16 protein-coding genes are annotated in these 17,322 nt (G+C 74.3%); 10 read left to right on the plus strand and 6 right to left on the minus strand.

The features are described 5' to 3' along the window. Positions 1-40 precede the first annotated feature (40 nt). The gene (locus tag AC0GKK_RS08190) at positions 41-2,191 is read right to left on the minus strand and encodes a malate synthase G (RefSeq protein ID WP_489883517.1); all 2,151 of its coding nucleotides are present in this window, start codon (positions 2,189-2,191) and stop codon (positions 41-43) included. Between the two features lie 175 nt (positions 2,192-2,366). Here AC0GKK_RS08190 and AC0GKK_RS08195 point away from each other — a divergent pair, with 175 nt between their 5' ends. From AC0GKK_RS08195 to AC0GKK_RS08205, 3 genes are read left to right on the plus strand one after another with little or no spacing between them, the layout of a single operon-like run. Beyond that, positions 2,367-3,821: an FAD-binding oxidoreductase gene (locus AC0GKK_RS08195; RefSeq protein WP_208821073.1), complete on the plus strand. Its 1,455-nt coding sequence runs from the start codon at positions 2,367-2,369 to the stop codon at positions 3,819-3,821. Between the two features lie 56 nt (positions 3,822-3,877). Further along, positions 3,878-5,023, plus strand: coding sequence for an FAD-binding oxidoreductase (locus AC0GKK_RS08200; protein ID WP_476654112.1), 1,146 nt, complete (start codon positions 3,878-3,880; stop codon positions 5,021-5,023). A 7-nt stretch (positions 5,024-5,030) separates the two neighbouring features. Beyond that, positions 5,031-6,419, plus strand: a complete 1,389-nt coding sequence (locus tag AC0GKK_RS08205; protein WP_405418697.1) for a (Fe-S)-binding protein — start codon at positions 5,031-5,033, stop codon at positions 6,417-6,419. Between the two features lie 13 nt (positions 6,420-6,432). Here AC0GKK_RS08205 and AC0GKK_RS08210 read toward each other — a convergent pair whose 3' ends face one another. Further along, positions 6,433-6,807 (minus strand): hypothetical protein, encoded by a 375-nt coding sequence (locus tag AC0GKK_RS08210; protein WP_100879954.1) that lies wholly within the window; start codon positions 6,805-6,807, stop codon positions 6,433-6,435. Between the two features lie 248 nt (positions 6,808-7,055). Here AC0GKK_RS08210 and AC0GKK_RS08215 point away from each other — a divergent pair, with 248 nt between their 5' ends. Next, positions 7,056-7,331 carry a hypothetical protein gene (locus AC0GKK_RS08215; protein WP_073578221.1) on the plus strand — a complete coding sequence of 92 codons (276 nt, stop codon included), beginning with the start codon at positions 7,056-7,058 and terminating at the stop codon, positions 7,329-7,331. A gap of 60 nt (positions 7,332-7,391) precedes the next feature. Here AC0GKK_RS08215 and AC0GKK_RS08220 read toward each other — a convergent pair whose 3' ends face one another. Continuing rightward, positions 7,392-9,167, minus strand: coding sequence for an L-lactate permease (locus AC0GKK_RS08220; protein WP_489883518.1), 1,776 nt, complete (start codon positions 9,165-9,167; stop codon positions 7,392-7,394). 105 nt (positions 9,168-9,272) lie between these two features. Continuing rightward, positions 9,273-10,259 (minus strand): thiamine-phosphate kinase, encoded by a 987-nt coding sequence (locus AC0GKK_RS08225; protein WP_489883997.1) that lies wholly within the window; start codon positions 10,257-10,259, stop codon positions 9,273-9,275. A 100-nt stretch (positions 10,260-10,359) separates the two neighbouring features. Here AC0GKK_RS08225 and AC0GKK_RS08230 point away from each other — a divergent pair, with 100 nt between their 5' ends. Together AC0GKK_RS08230 and AC0GKK_RS08235 are read left to right on the plus strand one after the other, a co-directional pair. Next, the gene (locus AC0GKK_RS08230) at positions 10,360-10,596 is read left to right on the plus strand and encodes an Lrp/AsnC family transcriptional regulator (protein WP_020627802.1); all 237 of its coding nucleotides are present in this window, start codon (positions 10,360-10,362) and stop codon (positions 10,594-10,596) included. Positions 10,597-10,609: 13 nt separating this feature from the next. Continuing rightward, positions 10,610-11,146: a DUF3515 domain-containing protein gene (locus AC0GKK_RS08235; RefSeq protein WP_405418703.1), complete on the plus strand. Its 537-nt coding sequence runs from the start codon at positions 10,610-10,612 to the stop codon at positions 11,144-11,146. Here AC0GKK_RS08235 and AC0GKK_RS08240 read toward each other — a convergent pair whose 3' ends face one another. Further along, positions 11,147-12,217, minus strand: coding sequence for a D-alanine--D-alanine ligase family protein (locus AC0GKK_RS08240; protein ID WP_062400911.1), 1,071 nt, complete (start codon positions 12,215-12,217; stop codon positions 11,147-11,149). A 63-nt stretch (positions 12,218-12,280) separates the two neighbouring features. Further along, positions 12,281-13,618: a MocR-like pyridoxine biosynthesis transcription factor PdxR gene (gene pdxR, locus AC0GKK_RS08245; RefSeq protein WP_489883519.1), complete on the minus strand. Its 1,338-nt coding sequence runs from the start codon at positions 13,616-13,618 to the stop codon at positions 12,281-12,283. Positions 13,619-13,686: 68 nt separating this feature from the next. On the opposite strand from pdxR, the gene AC0GKK_RS08250 reads away from it, so the two are divergent. The 4 genes from AC0GKK_RS08250 (at position 13,687) to AC0GKK_RS08265 (ending at position 17,305) form a co-directional block, all read left to right on the plus strand. After that, positions 13,687-14,340: a pyridoxamine 5'-phosphate oxidase family protein gene (locus tag AC0GKK_RS08250; RefSeq protein ID WP_489883520.1), complete on the plus strand. Its 654-nt coding sequence runs from the start codon at positions 13,687-13,689 to the stop codon at positions 14,338-14,340. Positions 14,341-14,390: 50 nt separating this feature from the next. Continuing rightward, positions 14,391-15,422, plus strand: a complete 1,032-nt coding sequence (locus tag AC0GKK_RS08255; RefSeq protein WP_489883521.1) for a mechanosensitive ion channel family protein — start codon at positions 14,391-14,393, stop codon at positions 15,420-15,422. Between the two features lie 23 nt (positions 15,423-15,445). Continuing rightward, complete coding sequence (locus AC0GKK_RS08260; RefSeq protein WP_405418706.1) at positions 15,446-15,829, plus strand: globin; 384 nt, start codon at positions 15,446-15,448, stop codon at positions 15,827-15,829. A gap of 186 nt (positions 15,830-16,015) precedes the next feature. Further along, positions 16,016-17,305: a hypothetical protein gene (locus AC0GKK_RS08265; protein WP_489883522.1), complete on the plus strand. Its 1,290-nt coding sequence runs from the start codon at positions 16,016-16,018 to the stop codon at positions 17,303-17,305. Positions 17,306-17,322 lie beyond the last annotated feature (17 nt).

The raw sequence follows: 17,322 nt of genomic DNA on the forward strand, positions 1-17,322 counted from the left end.
CCGGTCCCGGGGGCGTCGTCGTCGACGGTGGTGGTGCGGCCTAGGCCGCGGCCTTGGCCCGCTGACGCCAGCGGGTCAGCGTCCGCTCGGTGTAGCCGTTGGGCTCGGTCGCCCCGCTGAACACCAGCTCCAGCGCGGCCTGGAACGACTCGCTGGACTCCAGGTCCTTCGCCATCGCGGGGTAGCCGTCCTCGCCGGCGTTCTGCTCGTCGACGACGGCGGCCATCCGGGCGAAGGTGTCCCGCACGGTCTGCTCGTCGACCACGCCGTGGGCGAGCCAGTTCGCGACCAGCTGGGCGGAGATCCGCAGGGTGGCGCGGTCCTCCATCAGCCCGACGCCCTCCAGGTCCGGGACGGTGGAGCAGCCGATGCCCATGCCGACCCAGCGCACCACGTAGCCGAGGATCGACTGGGCGTTGGTCTCCAGCTCGTGGGTCACATCCTGCGCCGACAGCGACGACGCGTCGGTCACCGGGACCTCGAGCAGGTTGCGGCGGTCCGCGGTGGTGCGGGAGGCGATCTCGTCCTGCACCGCGTGCACGTCGACGCGCAGGTAGTGCAGCGCGTGCAGGGTGGCCGCGGTGGGCGAGGGCACCCACGCGCAGTTCGCACCGGCCTTCGGGTGGCCGATCTTCTGCTCGATCATCTCGGCCATGGCGGCGGGCTTGGCCCACATGCCCTTGCCGACCTGCGCGGTGTGCGCGAACCCGGCCGCGAGCGCGACGTCGACGTTGCGGTCCTCGTAGGTCTTCAGCCAGGTGGTGGACTTCATGTCGCCCTTGCGCAGCACCGGGCCCGCGGCGAAGCAGGTGTGGATCTCGTCGCCGGTGCGGTCCAGGAAGCCGGTGTTGACGAAGATGACCCGGTTCGCGGCCTCGGCGATGCAGGCGGAGAGGTTGACCGTGGTCCGCTTCTCCTCGTCCATGATGCCGATCTTGAGCGTGTTCGCCTGCAGCCCCAGGGCCTCCTCGACCGCGCCGAACAGCTCGACGGTGAGCGCGACCTCCTCGGGCCCGTGCTGCTTGGGCTTGACGATGTAGACGCTGCCCGCGCGGGAGTTGGTGTGCGGGCCCTTCCCCTGCAGGTCGTAGAGCCCGGCGACGGCCGAGACGAGCGCGTCGAGCACGCCCTCGGCGACCTCGGCGCCGTCGGCGGTGCGCACCGCGTTCGTCGTCATGTGGTGGCCGCAGTTGCGGACCAGCATCAGCGAGCGCCCGGGCAGGGTGAGGTCGGAGCCGTCGGCCGCGGTGTACTCGCGGTCCGGGTTGACCCGGCGGGTGACGGTCCTCCCGCCCTTGCGGAACTCGGCGGTCAGGTCGCCGCGCAGCAGCCCGAGCCAGGTGCGGTAGGCCAGCGCCTTGTCCTCGCCGTCCACGGTCGCGACGGAGTCCTCGAGGTCCACGATCGTGGTGACCGCGGACTCGAGCACGACGTCGGCGACGTCGGCGTGGTGCTGGGTGCCGACCCGGGTGGTCGGGTCGATCGTGATCTCCAGGTGCAGCCCGTTGCGGGTCAGCAGGACCGCGCCGCGTCCGTCGCCGTCGACCGGGCGGAACCCGGCGAACTGCGCGGGGTCGGCCAGCCCGACCGTGCCGGTCGCGCCGGTGTCGACGACGAGCCCGTCGGTCGAGGCCCGGTAGGCGGTGGCGTCGGCGTGGCGGCCCTTCGCGAGCGGGAACAGCTCGTCGAGCAGCTCGTCGGCGGCGGTGATCACCTGCGCGCCGCGGCGCTCGTCGTAGCCCTGTGCGAGCTCGCCGTCCTGCGGGAGCGCGTCGGTGCCGTAGAAGGCGTCGAACAGCGAGCCCCAGCGGGCGTTGGCGGCGTTGAGCGCGTAGCGCGGGACGGTCGAGGGCACGACCAGCTGCGGGCCGGGGACCTCGGCGATCTCCGGGTCGACCCGGTCGACGCCGATGGTCGGGGACTTCTCCGGGAGCAGGTAGCCGAGCTCGGTGAGGAACGTCGCGTACTCCTCGACCGACCCGGCCCCGTGCTCGCGGTGCCACTCGTCGATGCGCGACTGGATCTCGTCGCGACGGGCCAGTGCGTCGGCGATCCTCGGGGCGAAGCGCTCCTGGAGCCCGGCCAGGGTCGCCCAGAAGTCGTCCGCCGTGAGGTCGACGTCGGACAGGAGCTCGCCCTCGACGAAGGACCTCAGGTGCTGGTCGATCTGCAGGCCGGCGGTGTCGGCCATCTGTGACCACCCTCTCCGTGTGGATGTCAGAACTGGTCGTATTTCTACCAGTGGATTATCTTTTCCGCATCACGGAAGTGACACGGACCTTGGCCGCGACGTCGAACAGGCGTGGCGTCACCGTGTCGACGTACCCTCCCGTGAGCCCCGCCACGCGCAGCAAGGGAGTGCAGCGATGCCTCTGGCCCGCTCGATCCACGACGAGTTCGTCGCCCTCCTGGGCGCGGCGGACGTGCTCGACGACCCGGTCCGTACCCGCACCTACGAGTGCGACGGCCTGACCGGCAGCCGGGTCGTCCCCGAGCTGGTCCTGCTGCCCCGCACCGCCGAGGACGTCGCCGGGTGCGTGCGGATCTGCGCCCGGCACCGGATCCCGTTCGTCGCCCGCGGCGCCGGGACCGGCCTGTCCGGCGGCGCGCTGCCGGTGGCCGAGGGCGTCGTCATCGGGCTGAACCGGCTCAACCGGGTGCTCGAGGTCGACCCGGAGAACCGGCGAGCGGTGCTGGAGCCGGGCGTCACGAACCTCGAGATCACCGCGGCCGCGTCGCCGTACGGGCTCTACTACGCCCCGGACCCGTCGAGCCAGCAGGTGTGCACGATCGGCGGCAACGTCGCGGAGAACTCCGGCGGCGCGCACTGCCTCAAGTACGGCTTCACCACCAACCACGTGCTGTCGATGGAGGTCGTGCTCCCCGACGGCGAGGTGGTCACCCTCGGCTCGGACACGATGGAGCAGTCCGGGCCCGACCTGCGCGGGGTGTTCCTCGGATCCGAGGGCACGCTCGGCATCGTCACGAAGGTCACCGTCCGGCTGCTGCGCACCCCCGAGGTCATGCGCACGCTGCTGGCGGACTTCCCGTCGGTGTCGGCGGGCGGGCAGGTCGTCTCCGACATCGTCGCGGCCGGGATCGTGCCCGCCGCGGTCGAGATGATGGACGCGCTGGCCATCGAGGCCGCCGAGGGCGCCACCGGCGCCGGCTACTCCCTCGACACCCCGGCCGCACTCGTCGTCGAGCTGGACGGGACCGTCGAGGAGTGCGAGGAGCAGTTCGCGCTGGTCAAGGAGATCTGCGACCGGCACGGCTGCACCCGGCTGCACATCGCGGGCTCCCCCGAGGAGAGGGCGAACATCTGGCGAGGCCGCAAGGCCGCGTTCGCCGCGGTCGGCCGGATCTCGCCGGACTACATCGTCCAGGACGGCGTGGTCCCCCGGACCCGGCTCGCCGAGATCCTCGAACGGATCGACGAGATGGGCACCGACGCCGGGCTGCGCGTCGCGAACGTCTTCCACGCCGGCGACGGCAACCTGCACCCGCTGGTCCTGTTCTCCGCCGCCGAGGGCCAGACCGAGCAGGCCGAGCACCTGTCGGCACAGATCGCGGAGCTGTGCGTCGAGATGGGCGGCTCGCTGTCGGGCGAGCACGGCATCGGCACCGACAAGGCCTGCTCCATGCCGCGGATGTTCGGCGAGGACGACCTGGCCGTCATGCGCCGCATCCGCGACGGCTTCGACCCCGACCACATCTGCAACCCCGGCAAGCTCCTGCCCACCCCGCGGCTGTGCGGGGAGAAGCCGGGGCTCTACCGGCCGCACCCGCTGGAGGAGGCGGGCCTGATCGAACGGCTGTGACCCGTCCGGCCGACCTGTCCGACCGACCCGTACGAGACCCGGAAGGGCCCGACGACATGACACGCGCTGCTCCCACCACGCTGCGCCCCACCTCGGCGAAGGAGGTCCGGGACGCCGTCCTGGACACCCCCGGCCGCCTCGCGATCACCGGCGCCGGCACCGCCACCGGCTGGGCCGGCCGCGCGGCCGACGACGTCGCCGCGACGCTCGACCTCTCCGCGCTGTCCGGGGTGATCCACCACAACCCCGGCGACATGACCGTCTCGGTGCACGCCGGGACCCCGGTCCGCGCGCTGCAGGAGCAGCTGGCCGAGCACGGTCAGCGCCTCGCGTTCGACGCCGCCCGGGTCGCCCGCGGCGCCACGGTCGGCGGGCTCCTCGCCACCGCCGACGCCGGCCCGTCCGCCCTGGTCTGGGGCGGTCTGCGGGACCTGGTCATCGGCACCACCTCGGTACTCGCCGACGGCACGATGGTCCGCTCCGGCGGGCACGTCATCAAGAACGTCGCCGGCTACGACATGGCCAAGCTGATGCACGGCTCCTACGGCACCTTCGGCCCGCTGGTCGAGGTCGTCCTGCGGCTGCACCCGGTCCCGAAGGCCGTCGCCTGCGTGGGCGTCGACGGCCCGGTGGCCGAGGCCGCGTCGCGGGTGCTGGAGCTGATGGCCAGCCCGCTGGAGCCGATCGCCGTCGAGTGGGTGTCCGGTGACCCGGGACGCCTGCTGGTCCGGTTGGAGGGCGGCGCCCGGACCCTGCCCGCGCGGGTGGAGCGGCTGCGTGAGCTGCTCGGCGCCGACGCCCGGGAGGTGGGCGCGGACGCGTGGGACGCCCACACGTCGCTGACCGACGGTCCGCACGCCGGCGGTGACGGCGACGGACTCGCCCTCGACGGCGCCGTCGTCCGGATCGGGTGCGCACCGACCCGGCTGGCGCCGCTGGTGGAGCAGCTGCCCGCCACCGCCGTCACGGCCGGCCTCGCGACCGGCGTCGCGACCGTCACCGTGCCGGGGGCCGCCGTCGCGGAGGTGCACGACGCCGTCGCCGCGGTCGGTGGCACCAGCGTGCTGCGTGACCGGCCCGAGACCCTCGACGCCCCCGCGTGGGGCCCCGCACCGTCCGCACTCGCCCTGCTCAGGGCCGTCAAGACCCAGCTCGACCCCGAGGCCCGGTTCGCCGCCGGTCGCTTCGCTCCCTGGATGTGAGGCACGCATGACGAGCACCCACGAGCCCGCAGGCACCCCGACCGGGGCGGCCGAGACCAAGATCCCCCAGCAGGGCCCGAGCGCGTTCGACGACGTCCACCCGCCGCAGCGCGAGCTGCTCGACGACTGCGTCCACTGCGGCTTCTGCCTGCCGACCTGCCCCACCTACGTGCTGTGGGGCGAGGAGATGGACTCCCCGCGCGGCCGGATCCTGCTGATGGACCTGGCCGAGAAGGGCGACATCGGCCTCGACGGGCCGTTCACCGAGCACATGGACAACTGCCTGGGCTGCATGGCGTGCGTGACCGCCTGCCCGTCCGGGGTGCAGTACGACAAGCTGCTGGAGTCGGTGCGCCCGCAGATCGAGCGCAACGTGCCCCGCAGTACGTCGGACAAGCTGTTCCGCGACGCGATCTTCGCGCTGTTCCCCTACAAGCGACGGCTGCGGGCGGCCGCCCTGCCCGGCGCGCTGTACCAGCAGCTGCGGAAGGTCCCCGCGATCCGGAAGCTCGCCGAGAAGCTGCCCGGTCAGCTCGCGGCGATGGAGTCGCTGCTGCCGCCGGTCTCGGTGCGCGAGGCGTTCGCGACGCTCCCGGTGCACACCCCCGCGGTCGGCACCCGCCGGGCCCGGGTCGCACTGCTCACCGGCTGCGTGCAGGACGTGTTCTTCCACCGGGTCAACGAGGCCACCGTGCGGGTGCTCGCCGCCGAGGGCTGCGACGTGCTCGTCCCCCGCGACCAGCAGTGCTGCGGCGCGCTGGAGGTGCACGCCGGGCGCGAGGAGTCCGCGCTGGACCGGGCCCGGCGCACCATCGCCCGCTTCGAGACCCTCGACGTCGACGCGGTGGTCACGAACGTCGCGGGCTGCGGCTCGTCGATGAAGGACTACGGCCACCTGCTCGCCGACGACCCCGCCTGGGCCGAGCGCGCGGCGCGCTTCTCCGCCCGCTGCCGCGACGTGCACGAGGTCCTGGCCGACCTGTACTCCCGGGAGGACGACGGCGGCCCCCGCGCCCCGCGGACCCCGGTCACCGGCCGCGTCGCCTACCACGACGCCTGTCACCTCGGGCACGCCCAGGGCGTCCGTAACCAGCCGCGCGAGGTGCTCCGGACCATCCCCGAGCTGGAGCTCGTCGACATCGCCGAGGCGTCGCTGTGCTGCGGCTCGGCCGGCATCTACAACATGGTGAAGCCGGACGCGGCCGCCGATCTGGGCGTGCGGAAGGCGGAGAAGATCCGCGACGCGAAGCCGGACGTCGTGGTCACCGCGAACCCGGGCTGTCTGCTGCAGATCGGCAAGTACCTGCCGAACGAGGACTTCGCCGACGTTCCGCTGCTGCACCCGGTGCAGCTGCTGGACGCGAGCATCCGGGGGGCGGCGGTGCCACGGCGCTGACCCCCGCCCCCCGTCAGGAGGGACGCCGCCGGGTACGGCCCACCGGGCGCCGGTGCGACCGGCGCCATGCCGTGGCGCCGGCCGTCCGGGTACGCCCGGGCGTCCCGCCGGCCGGGACCGGGGACCCGGGGTCACCTCCGGGGTGCCGCGGCACGGACGGGCCGGCACCGGTGGACGCGGCGGGGTCGGACAGCTCGTCCGGCCGCCGGTGCAACGCCCGCAGCTGGGCACGCAGCGCGACGATGTCCCACTTGCGGGCGGTGTGCTCCCGCTCGAGCCGCTCCAGCCGCCGGTGGGCCAGTACGAGCAGCACACCGGCGGCGATCCACCCCGCCAGGGCGGCCCACGCCACCACCGCCACCAGCCCCGACACGCCCGCTCCGTCCACCCGTCCCACCTGCTCGGCACTCACCGTAGCGAGCACCCGGGTCTCCGACGGCGTGCCGGGTGAGCCACCGCACACGTCTCCGGAGCACGTCACGTCGGTACCCTGGGTGTGCAGGCACCGCCGCCCCGCGCTCGCCTCCCGGGCCCGGCGGTGCCCCGTCCCGGATGCGGCCCGTGCGGGTGGACCCCGGCCCCGGCGGGTACGGGTCCCGGCGATGCGCCCCGCCCGAGACCGTGAGGAGGCCGGAGATGCAGCAGGCCGTCGGTAACGACCCGACCACCGCGAGCGATGGACCGGCCGTGGAGGAGACGACCGTGCACCCCGAGAAGACCCCGTCGCCCGATGCGCGCCACTTCCCCCAGACCCTGGTCGCGATGGACCCGCCCACCCTCCCGGCGGCCCACCTGACCCCGCCGCCCGCGGAGTTCCGGCAGTTCCCGGCCCCGCAGCGGTCGGTGCCCGGTCACCCGAGCCTGCGGAGCCGGCTGCGCCGGGTGCTGCTGTTCTGGCGTCGCGGCTCCTGATCCACACGACGACGGCCCGGTCCCCGCAGCGATGGGGACCGGGCCGTCGTCGTCTCCGGGTCAGGCCGGCAGCCGGGTCGCCGCCCGCCGCAGGCCCACCACGATCGCGGCCAGTGTCAGCAGCACCAGGGTGAGCAGCACCGTGCCGGTGTTGAGCCCGACGCCGTGGATCAGCACGAACGCCAGCCCGCCCGAGAGCAGGCAGTAGTACGTCATCGGGATGATCGTCATCCGGATCACGTCGCCCTCCCGGCCGAGCAGCCCCACCGTCGCCGACGCGGCGACGACGTTGTGCACGGTGATCATGTTCCCGGCGGCGCCGCCGACCGCCTGGGCCGCGACCACCGTCTCCGGGGTGGCGCCGATGTTCTCCGCGGTCGCGAACTGGAACAGGGCGAACGTCAGGTTGGACACCGTGTTCGACCCGGCGACGAAGGCCCCCAGGGCGCCGATCCACGGTGCCAGGACCGGCCAGGCCGGCCCGGCGACGGCGGCGGCCCCCTCGGCCAGCGTCAGCGGCATCGAGGCCAGCCCGGTCGTGTTCAGCTCGGCACCGGAGTTGATCAGGATGCGGACCAGCGGCAGCGCGAACAGCAGCGCGACCGCGGCACCGGCGAGCTGGCGTCCCGACACGGCCCATGACGTCGCGACCTGGCGGCCGTTCATCCGGTGCAGGCCGTAGGTGACCAGACAGACCAGCAGGAACACCGCGCCCGGCGAGTAGAGCGGCTGCAGCGTCTCGTCGATGCCGGTCCCGAGGATGTCCGCGGGTCCGACGGTGATTCCCGACAGCGCGTCCTTCACCGGTGCGACGGTGCGGGTCAGCACCAGCACCGCCGCGACGAGCACGTAGGGCGACCAGGCCAGCCAGGTGCTCATCCGGGTGCCGGTGACGCCGTCGTCGGCACCCGCGGAGATGGCGCCGGTCCAGCGGTCGAGCCACCGCTCGCGCGGCGGGAAGTCCCACACCGTGCGCGGCATGAGGAAGCCGCGGCTGGAGGTGAACATCACCAGCGCCAGCCCGACGAGCCCGCCGAGCAGTGACGGGAACTCCGGGCCGAGCAGCGCGGCGACCAGCACGTAGGGCACGGTCATCGCGAACGCGGCGTAGAGCGCGAACGGGGCGACCGCGAGGCCCTCGGCGAAGCTGCGGTTCTCCCCGAAGAAGCGGGTCAGCAGGCACACCAGGAACAGTGGGATGAGCGTCCCGGCGACGGCGTGCAGCGCCGCGACCTCGAACCCGATCGCGGACAGGTAGCCGGTCGCGTCCAGGCCGAGCGCAGCGGTGCGCGCGTCGACCTCCGCCGACCCGGACAGCCCCTGCCCGATGCCGGTGAGTACGGGCGTCCCGGCGGCGCCGAAGCTGACCGGCGTCGACTGGATCACCATGCCGACCAGCACCGCGGCCAGCGCCGGGAAGCCGAGCGCCAGCAACAACGGCGCGACGACGGCTGCCGGGGTCCCGAACCCCGACGCACCCTCGATGAACGACCCGAACAGCCAGCCGATGATGATCGCCTGGACCCGCCGGTCCGGGCTGATGCCGGTGAACCCGGCACGGATCGTCGCGAGCGCGCCGCTCTGGGTGAGCGTCTGCAGCAGCAGCAGCGCACCGAAGATGATGTAGAGCAGGCCGACCGCGATGATCAGGCCCTCGATCGTCGACGCGACGATCGCGGTGGTGCCCATCCCCCAGACCAGCGACCCGATCAGGGCCGCCGCGACGAAGCCGAGCGGCATCGCGTACTTCGCGGGCCAGCGCAGCCCGACCAGCAAAACCGCGACGACGAGGATGGGGGTGAGAGCGAGCAGGCTGAGTACGCCCAGGTTGTCCACGGTGACACCCCTCCGGTGCGGGGCGAATCGCGACACGTGCCCGAATCGCCCGATCGTGAGGGCACGATGTCACCCGTCCCGGCGCCGCGCAAGCACGATGTGGAATCAGTCTTTCGCGAAGTGGACCCAGCCGCCGTCGCCGTCGTAGGGACGGCCGTCGACGGTGACCCCCGGGCCCGCCTCGTCCGGTGCCTCCACCGCCCCCACCTCGGTCCAGCCCTCGGGCAGCGGCGCGTCCCCGGGGAAGGTCGCCGCCAGCGCGTGGTCCTCACCACCGGTCAGGACCCAGCGCAGCGGGTCCAGGCCCAGCGCGGACGCGATCTCCGCCATCCGCGGGGCCACCGTGAACGGCCGCGACCGCAGCCGCAGCGCCACCCCCGAGGCCCGCGCGACGTGTGCCAGGTCGGCCAGCAGGCCGTCCGAGACGTCGATCATGGATGTGGCGCCGGCGTCGGCGGCCTGCGGACCGGCGGAGTAGGGCGGTTCCGGGACCCGGTGCGCGTCGACCAGCGCCGCCGGGGAGCGGAACCCGCGCCCGAGCACCGCCAGCCCGGCCGCGGACCAGCCCAGCCGCCCGCAGACCGCGATCCGGTCCCCCGCCCGGGCCCCGGAGCGCAGCACCGGGGCCCGGCCCTGCAGGTCCCCCAGCGCCGTCACCGAGACGACGATCACCGGCGCCGAGGTCAGGTCGCCCCCGACCAGCCCGGCACCGGTCGAGCGGGCCTCGGCCCACAGCCCGTCGGCCAGCTGCTCCAGCTGCGCCGCGGGCGTCGACGAGGGGCAGGCCAACCCCACCAGCAGCGACGTCGGCACCGCCCCCATCGCGGCGATGTCGGCCAGGTTCGCGGCGGCGGCCTTGCGCCCGACCTGCTCGGGACTCGACCAGTCGAGCCGGAAGTGCACGCCCTCGACGAGCACGTCGGTGCAGGCGACGACCCGCCCGTCGGCGGCGGTGACGACGGCCGAGTCGTCCCCGGGACCGAGCTCCGTCGTAGCCGGTTGGACACGGTCCGTGGTGACCCGGTCGATCAGTGCGAACTCACCGACCTCCCGGAGTGAGACACCGGTCTCGGAACCGCCCTCGGGCGTGATCGCGGATGGGGACACGGGGGCGGCCTCCGGTAGGTTCTGCGTCCGACATTCCTGCCGCCAACCATCCGGCAGGTCGGCAGTTACCGGAAAGGGGCACGCCGTGGTGCAGGCATACATCCTCGTCCAGACCGAGGTCGGCAAGGCCGCCTCCGTCGCCTCCGAGATCGGGGGTCTGCCGGGCGTGGTCTCGGCCGAGGACGTCACCGGCCCGTACGACGTGATCGTGCGCGCCGAGGCGGACGACGTCGACGAGCTCGGCCGGCTGGTCGTGGCCCGGGTGCAGAACGTCAACGGGATCACCCGGACGCTCACCTGCCCCGTGGTCAAGCTGAGCTGAGACGGGCGGAGACGTGGCAGGGGCACGCGTGTCACCACCGGTCGTGGTGGCGATCGCGCTGCCCCTGCTGCTCGCCCTCGTCGTGGCGGGGCTCGCGGTCTGGGCCCGCCTGACGACGGGGCCGGACACCGGCCCCCTGGAGCTGCCCGCGCAGGCCGCACCGCAGGCGTCGTCGACGTCGTGCGACGCGGTGCTGCGCGCCCTGGGGGCGGGCATCCCCGGCGACACCGGGGACCTCGCGCCGCGCGAGATCGACCCGCCGGTCCCCGGCGCGCGGGCGTGGGTCGCCGAGCCGGAGCCGGTGGTGCTGCGCTGCGGCACCGAACGGCCGGCCGAGCTCGGGCCGACCTCACCGCTGATCGTCGTCAACGGGGTGAGCTGGCTGCCGCTGGCGACCCCGCAGGGCGCGCTCGCGACGACCTACGCCGTCGTCGACCGCGGGGTGTACCTGGAGCTGTCCGCGCCCGCGGAGACCGGTCCGGGGCCGCTGCAGGCGGTGTCGGACGCGGTCGTCGACACCCTCCCGCCGCAGCCGGTGCGGGTCCGGTAGCTACCGCAGCCCGGTCCCGCGGGCCAGCGCGGTGTCGACCATGGTGCTGAGCAGCTCGGAGTAGTCGAGCCCGGTGACCGCCCACATCTTCGGGAACGCGGAGCTCGGGGTGAACCCGGGCATCGTGTTGACCTCGTTGACGGTGATGTCGCCGTCGTCGGTGACGAAGAAGTCGACCCGGGCCAGGCCCTGCACGTCGAGCGCGCGGAACGCGGTGATCGCCTTCCAGCGCAGCGACTCGGTGATCTCGTCGTCGAGCTTGGCGGGGATCTGCAGCTCGGAGGTGTCGAGGTACTTGGACTCGAAGTCGTAGAACTCGCCGTTGTAGCGCAGCTCGGCGGGCAGGCTGGCGCGGACGCTGCCGTCGGGGAACTCCAGCACCGCGCACTCGATCTCGCGGCCGGGCACGGCCGCCTCGACGAGCACCTTCGGGTCGTGCCGGCGGGCCTCGGCGACGGCGGCGTCGAGCGCGGCCGGGTCGGTGACCCGGGTGACGCCCATCGAGGACCCGGCGCGGGCCGGCTTCACGAACAGCGGCAGCCCGAGCCGGTCGCGGTCGGCGAACCCGATGTCGGTGCCGGGGCGGAGCACGACGCCGTCGGCGACGTTCAGGCCCTCGGCGCGCAGCAGCTTCTTCGCGAACTCCTTGTCCATGCCGACCGCGGAGGCCAGCACGCCGGCGCCGACGTAGGGCAGCCCGGCCATCTCCAGCAGACCCTGGATGGTGCCGTCCTCGCCGAAGGCCCCGTGCAGGATCGGGAAGACGACGTCGACCGAGGTCAGCGCCTCGCGCGCGTCGAGGCGGACCAGGCCCCGACCCGGCTCGCCGGGCAGCACCAGGGCCTCGGCGGTCCCGTCGACCTCGGGCAGCTCGCGACCGGAGATCGCCAGCCGGGCGGGGTCGGACGGGCCGACCACCCACGCGCCGTCCGGGGTGATCCCGACCGGGACCGCCTCGAACCGCTCCGGGTCGAGGTGGGTCAGCACGCTGCCCGCGGACACGCACGAGATCGCGTGCTCGGAACTGCGGCCGCCGAAGACGACGGCGACCTTCACCCGGTCGGCACTCATGGGGCCCGAGGGTAGGCGGCGGCTCCGCGGGGGCGCGCAGCCGGGCGTCGGCCGGGCGGCCGCTCACCCCACCAGCGCCGCCAGTGCGGCGGTCAGCTCGGCCCGGGTCCCGGCGGCGTACCCGACGACCAGGCCGGACGTGCCGGGTCCGTCCCGGTGGTAGTCGGCCAGCCCGCGCACGGCGACGCCCCGCCGGGCGGCCGCGGCGATCGCGGCCCGCTCCCCCTCGGGCGGACGCAGCACGAGGTGCGCCCCGGCCGGGTCCCCCTGCGCGGCCCAGCCCGCCGTGCGGGCGGTGTCCAGGACCAGGGCCCGCCGCTCTCGGAGCTCGCGGCGCAGCCGTCGCAGGTGCCGGGACAGGTCGCCGTGTGCGGCGAGCGCGGTGAGGACCAGCTGCCCCGCGGGCGACGGCCGGGTGCCGGTCCGGGCGCGCAGGTCCCGCCACGCGGCGACGACGGCGGGCGGCGCGACCGCCCAGCCGACCCCCAGCGTCGGGCTGAGGATCTTGCTCGCGGTGCCCAGGTGCACGACGTGGGCGGGCGCGAGCGCGGCGAGCAGGGGCAGCGGGGCGACGTCGTAGCGGAGCTCCCCGTCGTAGTCGTCCTCGATGACCAGGAAGTCCTCGGCGCGGGCACGCCCGACCAGGGCGACCCGGCGGGCGGCGGACAGGCGCACCGCGGTCGGGAACTGGTGCGCGGGCGTGGTGTAGACGGCCGCGCAGCCGGCCGGGACGGCGTCGACGACCAGGCCGTCGTCGTCCACGGGCACGCCGACGACCCGCAGCCCGGCGGCCCGCAGTGCGCTGACCGCCCGCGGGTACCCCGGCTCCTCGACGGCGACGGTGGCCCCCGCAGGCAGCAGCCGGGCCAGCTCGGCGACGGCGGCGGAGGTCCCGGCGGTGGCCAGCACGGTGCCCGCGGGCGGGGTGAGCCCGCGGTGACGCAGCAGGTGGCCGGTGACGGCGTCGTGGAACGCGGGCAGCCCGTCGGCGCGGGGCCGGTCGTCCGGGGGCGGATCGGCGGCGGCCCGCCAGGCGCGGCGCCACATCGCGGGGTCCAGCGCGGCGACACACGGCCGCCCCGGGTCCAGCACCGACGGCTCGGCCTGCGGCCGGGGCCCGGCGGGCGCGGCCGGGCCCGCCGGGGCGGGCCCGGGGACCGCGGTCACGAACGTCCCCGCGCCGACCCGGCCGGCGACCCAGCCCTCGGCGAGCAGTTGGTCGTAGGCGGCGGCGGTGACCGTCCGGCTCACCCGCAGCGTCGTCGCGAGCCCCCGGGTCGACGGCAGCCGGTCACCGGGGCGCAGTGCCCCGCCCACGGCCGCGGCGCGGAGACCGTCGGCGAGCTGGACCGCCAGTGGGGTCGCCGCGGCGCGGTCGAGGACGATCGGGAGATCCTGCACAGTGGCCTTTCGTCCGCGACCGGAAGTGGCCGTTCCAGGATGCCACCGTCGAGAGCCATCCTCGGCTGGTGACGCTCTCCCCCACCACCCGCAGCACGCTGGGCCGCAAGCGCGACCGGGCCGCCGTCGACCGGTCCGACCTGCACGCGGTCCTCGACGACGGCCTCGTCGCCCACCTGGGCTTCGTCCGCGACGACGCACCCGTCGTCCTCCCGACCGCCTACGGCCGCGACGGCGACACGCTCTACCTGCACGGCTCGTCCGGGGCCCGCTACCTGACCGGCGACACGCTGCCCTGCTGCGTGACCGTGACCCACCTCGACGGCATCGTGCACGCCCGCGCGCTCATGCACTTCTCGATGAACTACCGCAGCGCGGTCGTGCACGGCGACGCCCGCCGCGTCACCGGCGACGACGAGCGTCTGCACGCGCTGCGGGTGATCGTCGAGCACCTCACCCCGGGCGCATGGGACCACGCCCGCCGCCCGGACCGCCGGGAGCTGGCCGCCACCGCGGTGTTCGCGCTCGACCTGACCGAGGCCAGCGTGAAGAGCCGCTCCGGGCCGCCGTCCGACGACGAGGCCGACGTCGCCGCCGGTCTCGCCTGGGCCGGCGTGGTGCCGCTGCGTACCGTCGCCGGGCCTCCGGAGACCGCCCCTGACCTGCGGGGACGTCGGTCGGTTCCGGACCACGTGCGCGACCGTCGTCACACCGGAGGGTGACGTAGCCTCGGGGGTTCCGACGCAGCCCTCACCGCCCCCGAGGAGGACTCGTGACCCCCGTCGAGCTGCCCGACGTACCCCTGCAGAACATGACGCTGATGCCGGACTGCGTGCAGGACGCCGGTTCGTGGTGCGCCACGCTCTACCGCTGGACCAGCAACGACTTCCTGGCCCAGCACGCGGACACCCTGGTGAGCAGGACCGTGGCGATCACCGTGATCGTCGTGATCGCGGTGCTGTTCCGGTGGCTGGCGCACCGGGCGATCGCGCGGATGGTCGACGGCGCCACCAACGGCCGGTTCACCGCGCTGGTGGGCCGGGCCCGCCGGCTGCGTCCGGGTGGCGGCGCCGCCGTCGCGCCGGCGGCGGACCCGGGTACGCAGCGACGGGCGCAGCGGGCACGCACGATCGGCTCGGTGCTGCGCTCGATCGTCTCGGCGGTCGTGCTGCTCGTCGCGGTGATGATGGTGATGAACGAGCTCGGCTACCCGCTGGGCCCGTTGCTGGCCGGCGCCGGGGTGATCGGGCTCGCCATCGGTTTCGGTGCGCAGAACCTGGTGCGCGACTTCCTGTCCGGCATGTTCATGCTGCTGGAGGACCAGTACGGCGTCGGCGACGTCGTCGACGTCGGGGAGGCCGTCGGCACCGTCGAGGCGGTCGGCCTGCGGATCACCACGATCCGCGACATCAAGGGCACCGTCTGGTACGTCCGCAACGGCGAGATCCTGCGCGTGGGCAACATGAGCCAGGGCTACGCGGTCGCGGTGGTCGACCTGCCGATCGCGCACCACGCCGACGTCGAGGAGGCCACCGAGCTGGCCGGGAGCACCGCCACCGAGCGCGCCTCCCAGGACGACATCGCCGGTGACGTGCTGGAGGCCCCCGAGGTGCTCGGTGTCGACAAGATCGGCCCGGAGGGCGTCACGCTGCGGATCACCGTGCGGGTCAGCCCCGGCCGGCAGTGGGCGGTGCAGCGCGCGCTCAACGGCGCGATCACCGACGCGTTCGACGACCACGGCATCCCGCGGCCGATGGTCTACCCCGGCGCGGCCTTCGACGGCCAGGCGCAGAAGCAGAACTGACGACTCCTGGGAGACTGGTCGGCGTGAGTGCACCGCAGAACTTCTACGCCGAGGTGGGTGGCGCCCCGGTCTTCCACCGGATCGTCCACCGGTTCTACGAGGAGGTCGCCCGGGACGAGGTGTTGCGGCCGCTGTACCCGGAGGAGGACCTCGGCCCGGCCGAGGACCGCCTGCGGCTGTTCCTGGAGCAGTACTGGGGCGGCCCGCGCACCTACTCCGACCAGCGCGGCCACCCCCGGCTCCGGATGCGGCACGTGCCGTTCAAGATCGGCCCGATCGAGCGCGACGCCTGGCTGCGCTGCATGCGGATCGCCGTCGACGAGGAGAACCTCTCTCCGGAGCACCGCGAGCAGCTGTGGAACTACCTGCAGTACGCCGCAGCGAGCATGCAGAACTCGGAGTTCTGACCCGAGTAGGGGCGTTACCACACACTGTGATCGTCAGCCCGTCCGTCCGGCGGCCATTCGAGTGGCATTCGGTCGCTTTCCGGGTTGATCCAGTGCTGAACGTGACCGAACGCGTCCGGTCTCGTTGGACGGGACGCCGCCCCGGCACGTCGGGCGGCTCGTAGTCACCCGTCTTGGGGGTTCATCGTGAGCGTCTCTCCCTCGCTGTCCGGTCCGCATCGGCACGAGCCGGTCGACGGGTCGTCGCGGCACACGCACCGCGGCGGCGACTCCGGGGCCCACCCCGACCGCCACGACGGCGAGGACGGCTCCTGGTTCACCGTCGTGCTGCGCGGCTACGACCGCGGCGAGGTCGACACCCGGCTGGCCGAGCTCGACCACCGCATCCACGACGAGATCCGCCGCGCGGACGCCGCCGAGCAGTCGCTGTCCGCGGCCCGTGCGCAGGTCCGGCGGCTGCAGGAGCAGCTGGAGAACGACTCCGCCGCCCGGGCCGGTGAGGAGCGCCGCGCCGAGGAGGCCGGCTTCGGCCGCCGCGTCGAGCGCGTCCTCCAGGCCGCCGAGCAGGAGGCGGCCGAGCTGCGCGAGCGTGCGGCCGACGAGGCCGCGGAGATCGTGGAGCGCGCCCGCCGCGAGGCCGAGGACCGCCGCTCCCGCACCGAGGAGGCGCTGCTCGGCCGCGCCGCCACCCTGGACCGCGAGTTCGCCTCCCGCAGCAGCACCCTCGACGACCGCGAGCACGACGCCGACCGCCGCGAACGCGATCTCGCCGAGCGGGAGCGCACCGTGTCCGACCGGCTGTCCGGTGTCCACATCGAGGCCGAGCGCATCCTCGCCGACGCCCGCTCCGACGCCGAGCAGACGCTGTCCACCGCGCGCGCCGAGGCCGCCGCACTGCTGCGCGACGCCGAGCAGGGCGCCGGGGAGCGACGGTCGGCGGTCGTGCGCGACGTCGAGCGACTGGCCGCGCTGCGCGACGACGTCCGGGACGAGCTGACCCGGGTGCAGCGCACCCTCGCCGAGGAGCTGGACCGTGAGCCGGTCTCCGCCGCCCTCGACGACGCCCTGTTCGGCCCCGCGCCCGTCTCCCTGCCGCCCGTCTCCCCGCCGCCCTCGACCCCGGCGCCGTCGTCGGACGAGGGGTTGATCGCCTCGGTGTCGGAGCTCAGCAGCAGGCCGTCGGCCGATGCCACCGAGTCCCGCTCGGAGGCCGGTGGTCCCGCCGAGGACGAGGACGTGCCCGCCACCGGTTCCCTGCTCCTCGGTCCCGGGCACCGCCCGGCCGAGGAGGACCCCGACAGCACCACCGTCGGCCGCATCCCGCCGATCTCGCTCACCTCGATCGGGGTCCTCCCGTTCGGTGACCTCGGAACGGGGCGTGACCAGCCCCGGACCAGGACGGACGTCGCAGGTGGGACGACCAGGACGGGCCGGGGGGCCACCCGGGGTCCGGGCCCGGGACGACGCTCGCGATAATCGAATCGTTATGTGCA

Source organism: Pseudonocardia sp. P-1, from assembly GCF_058111925.1.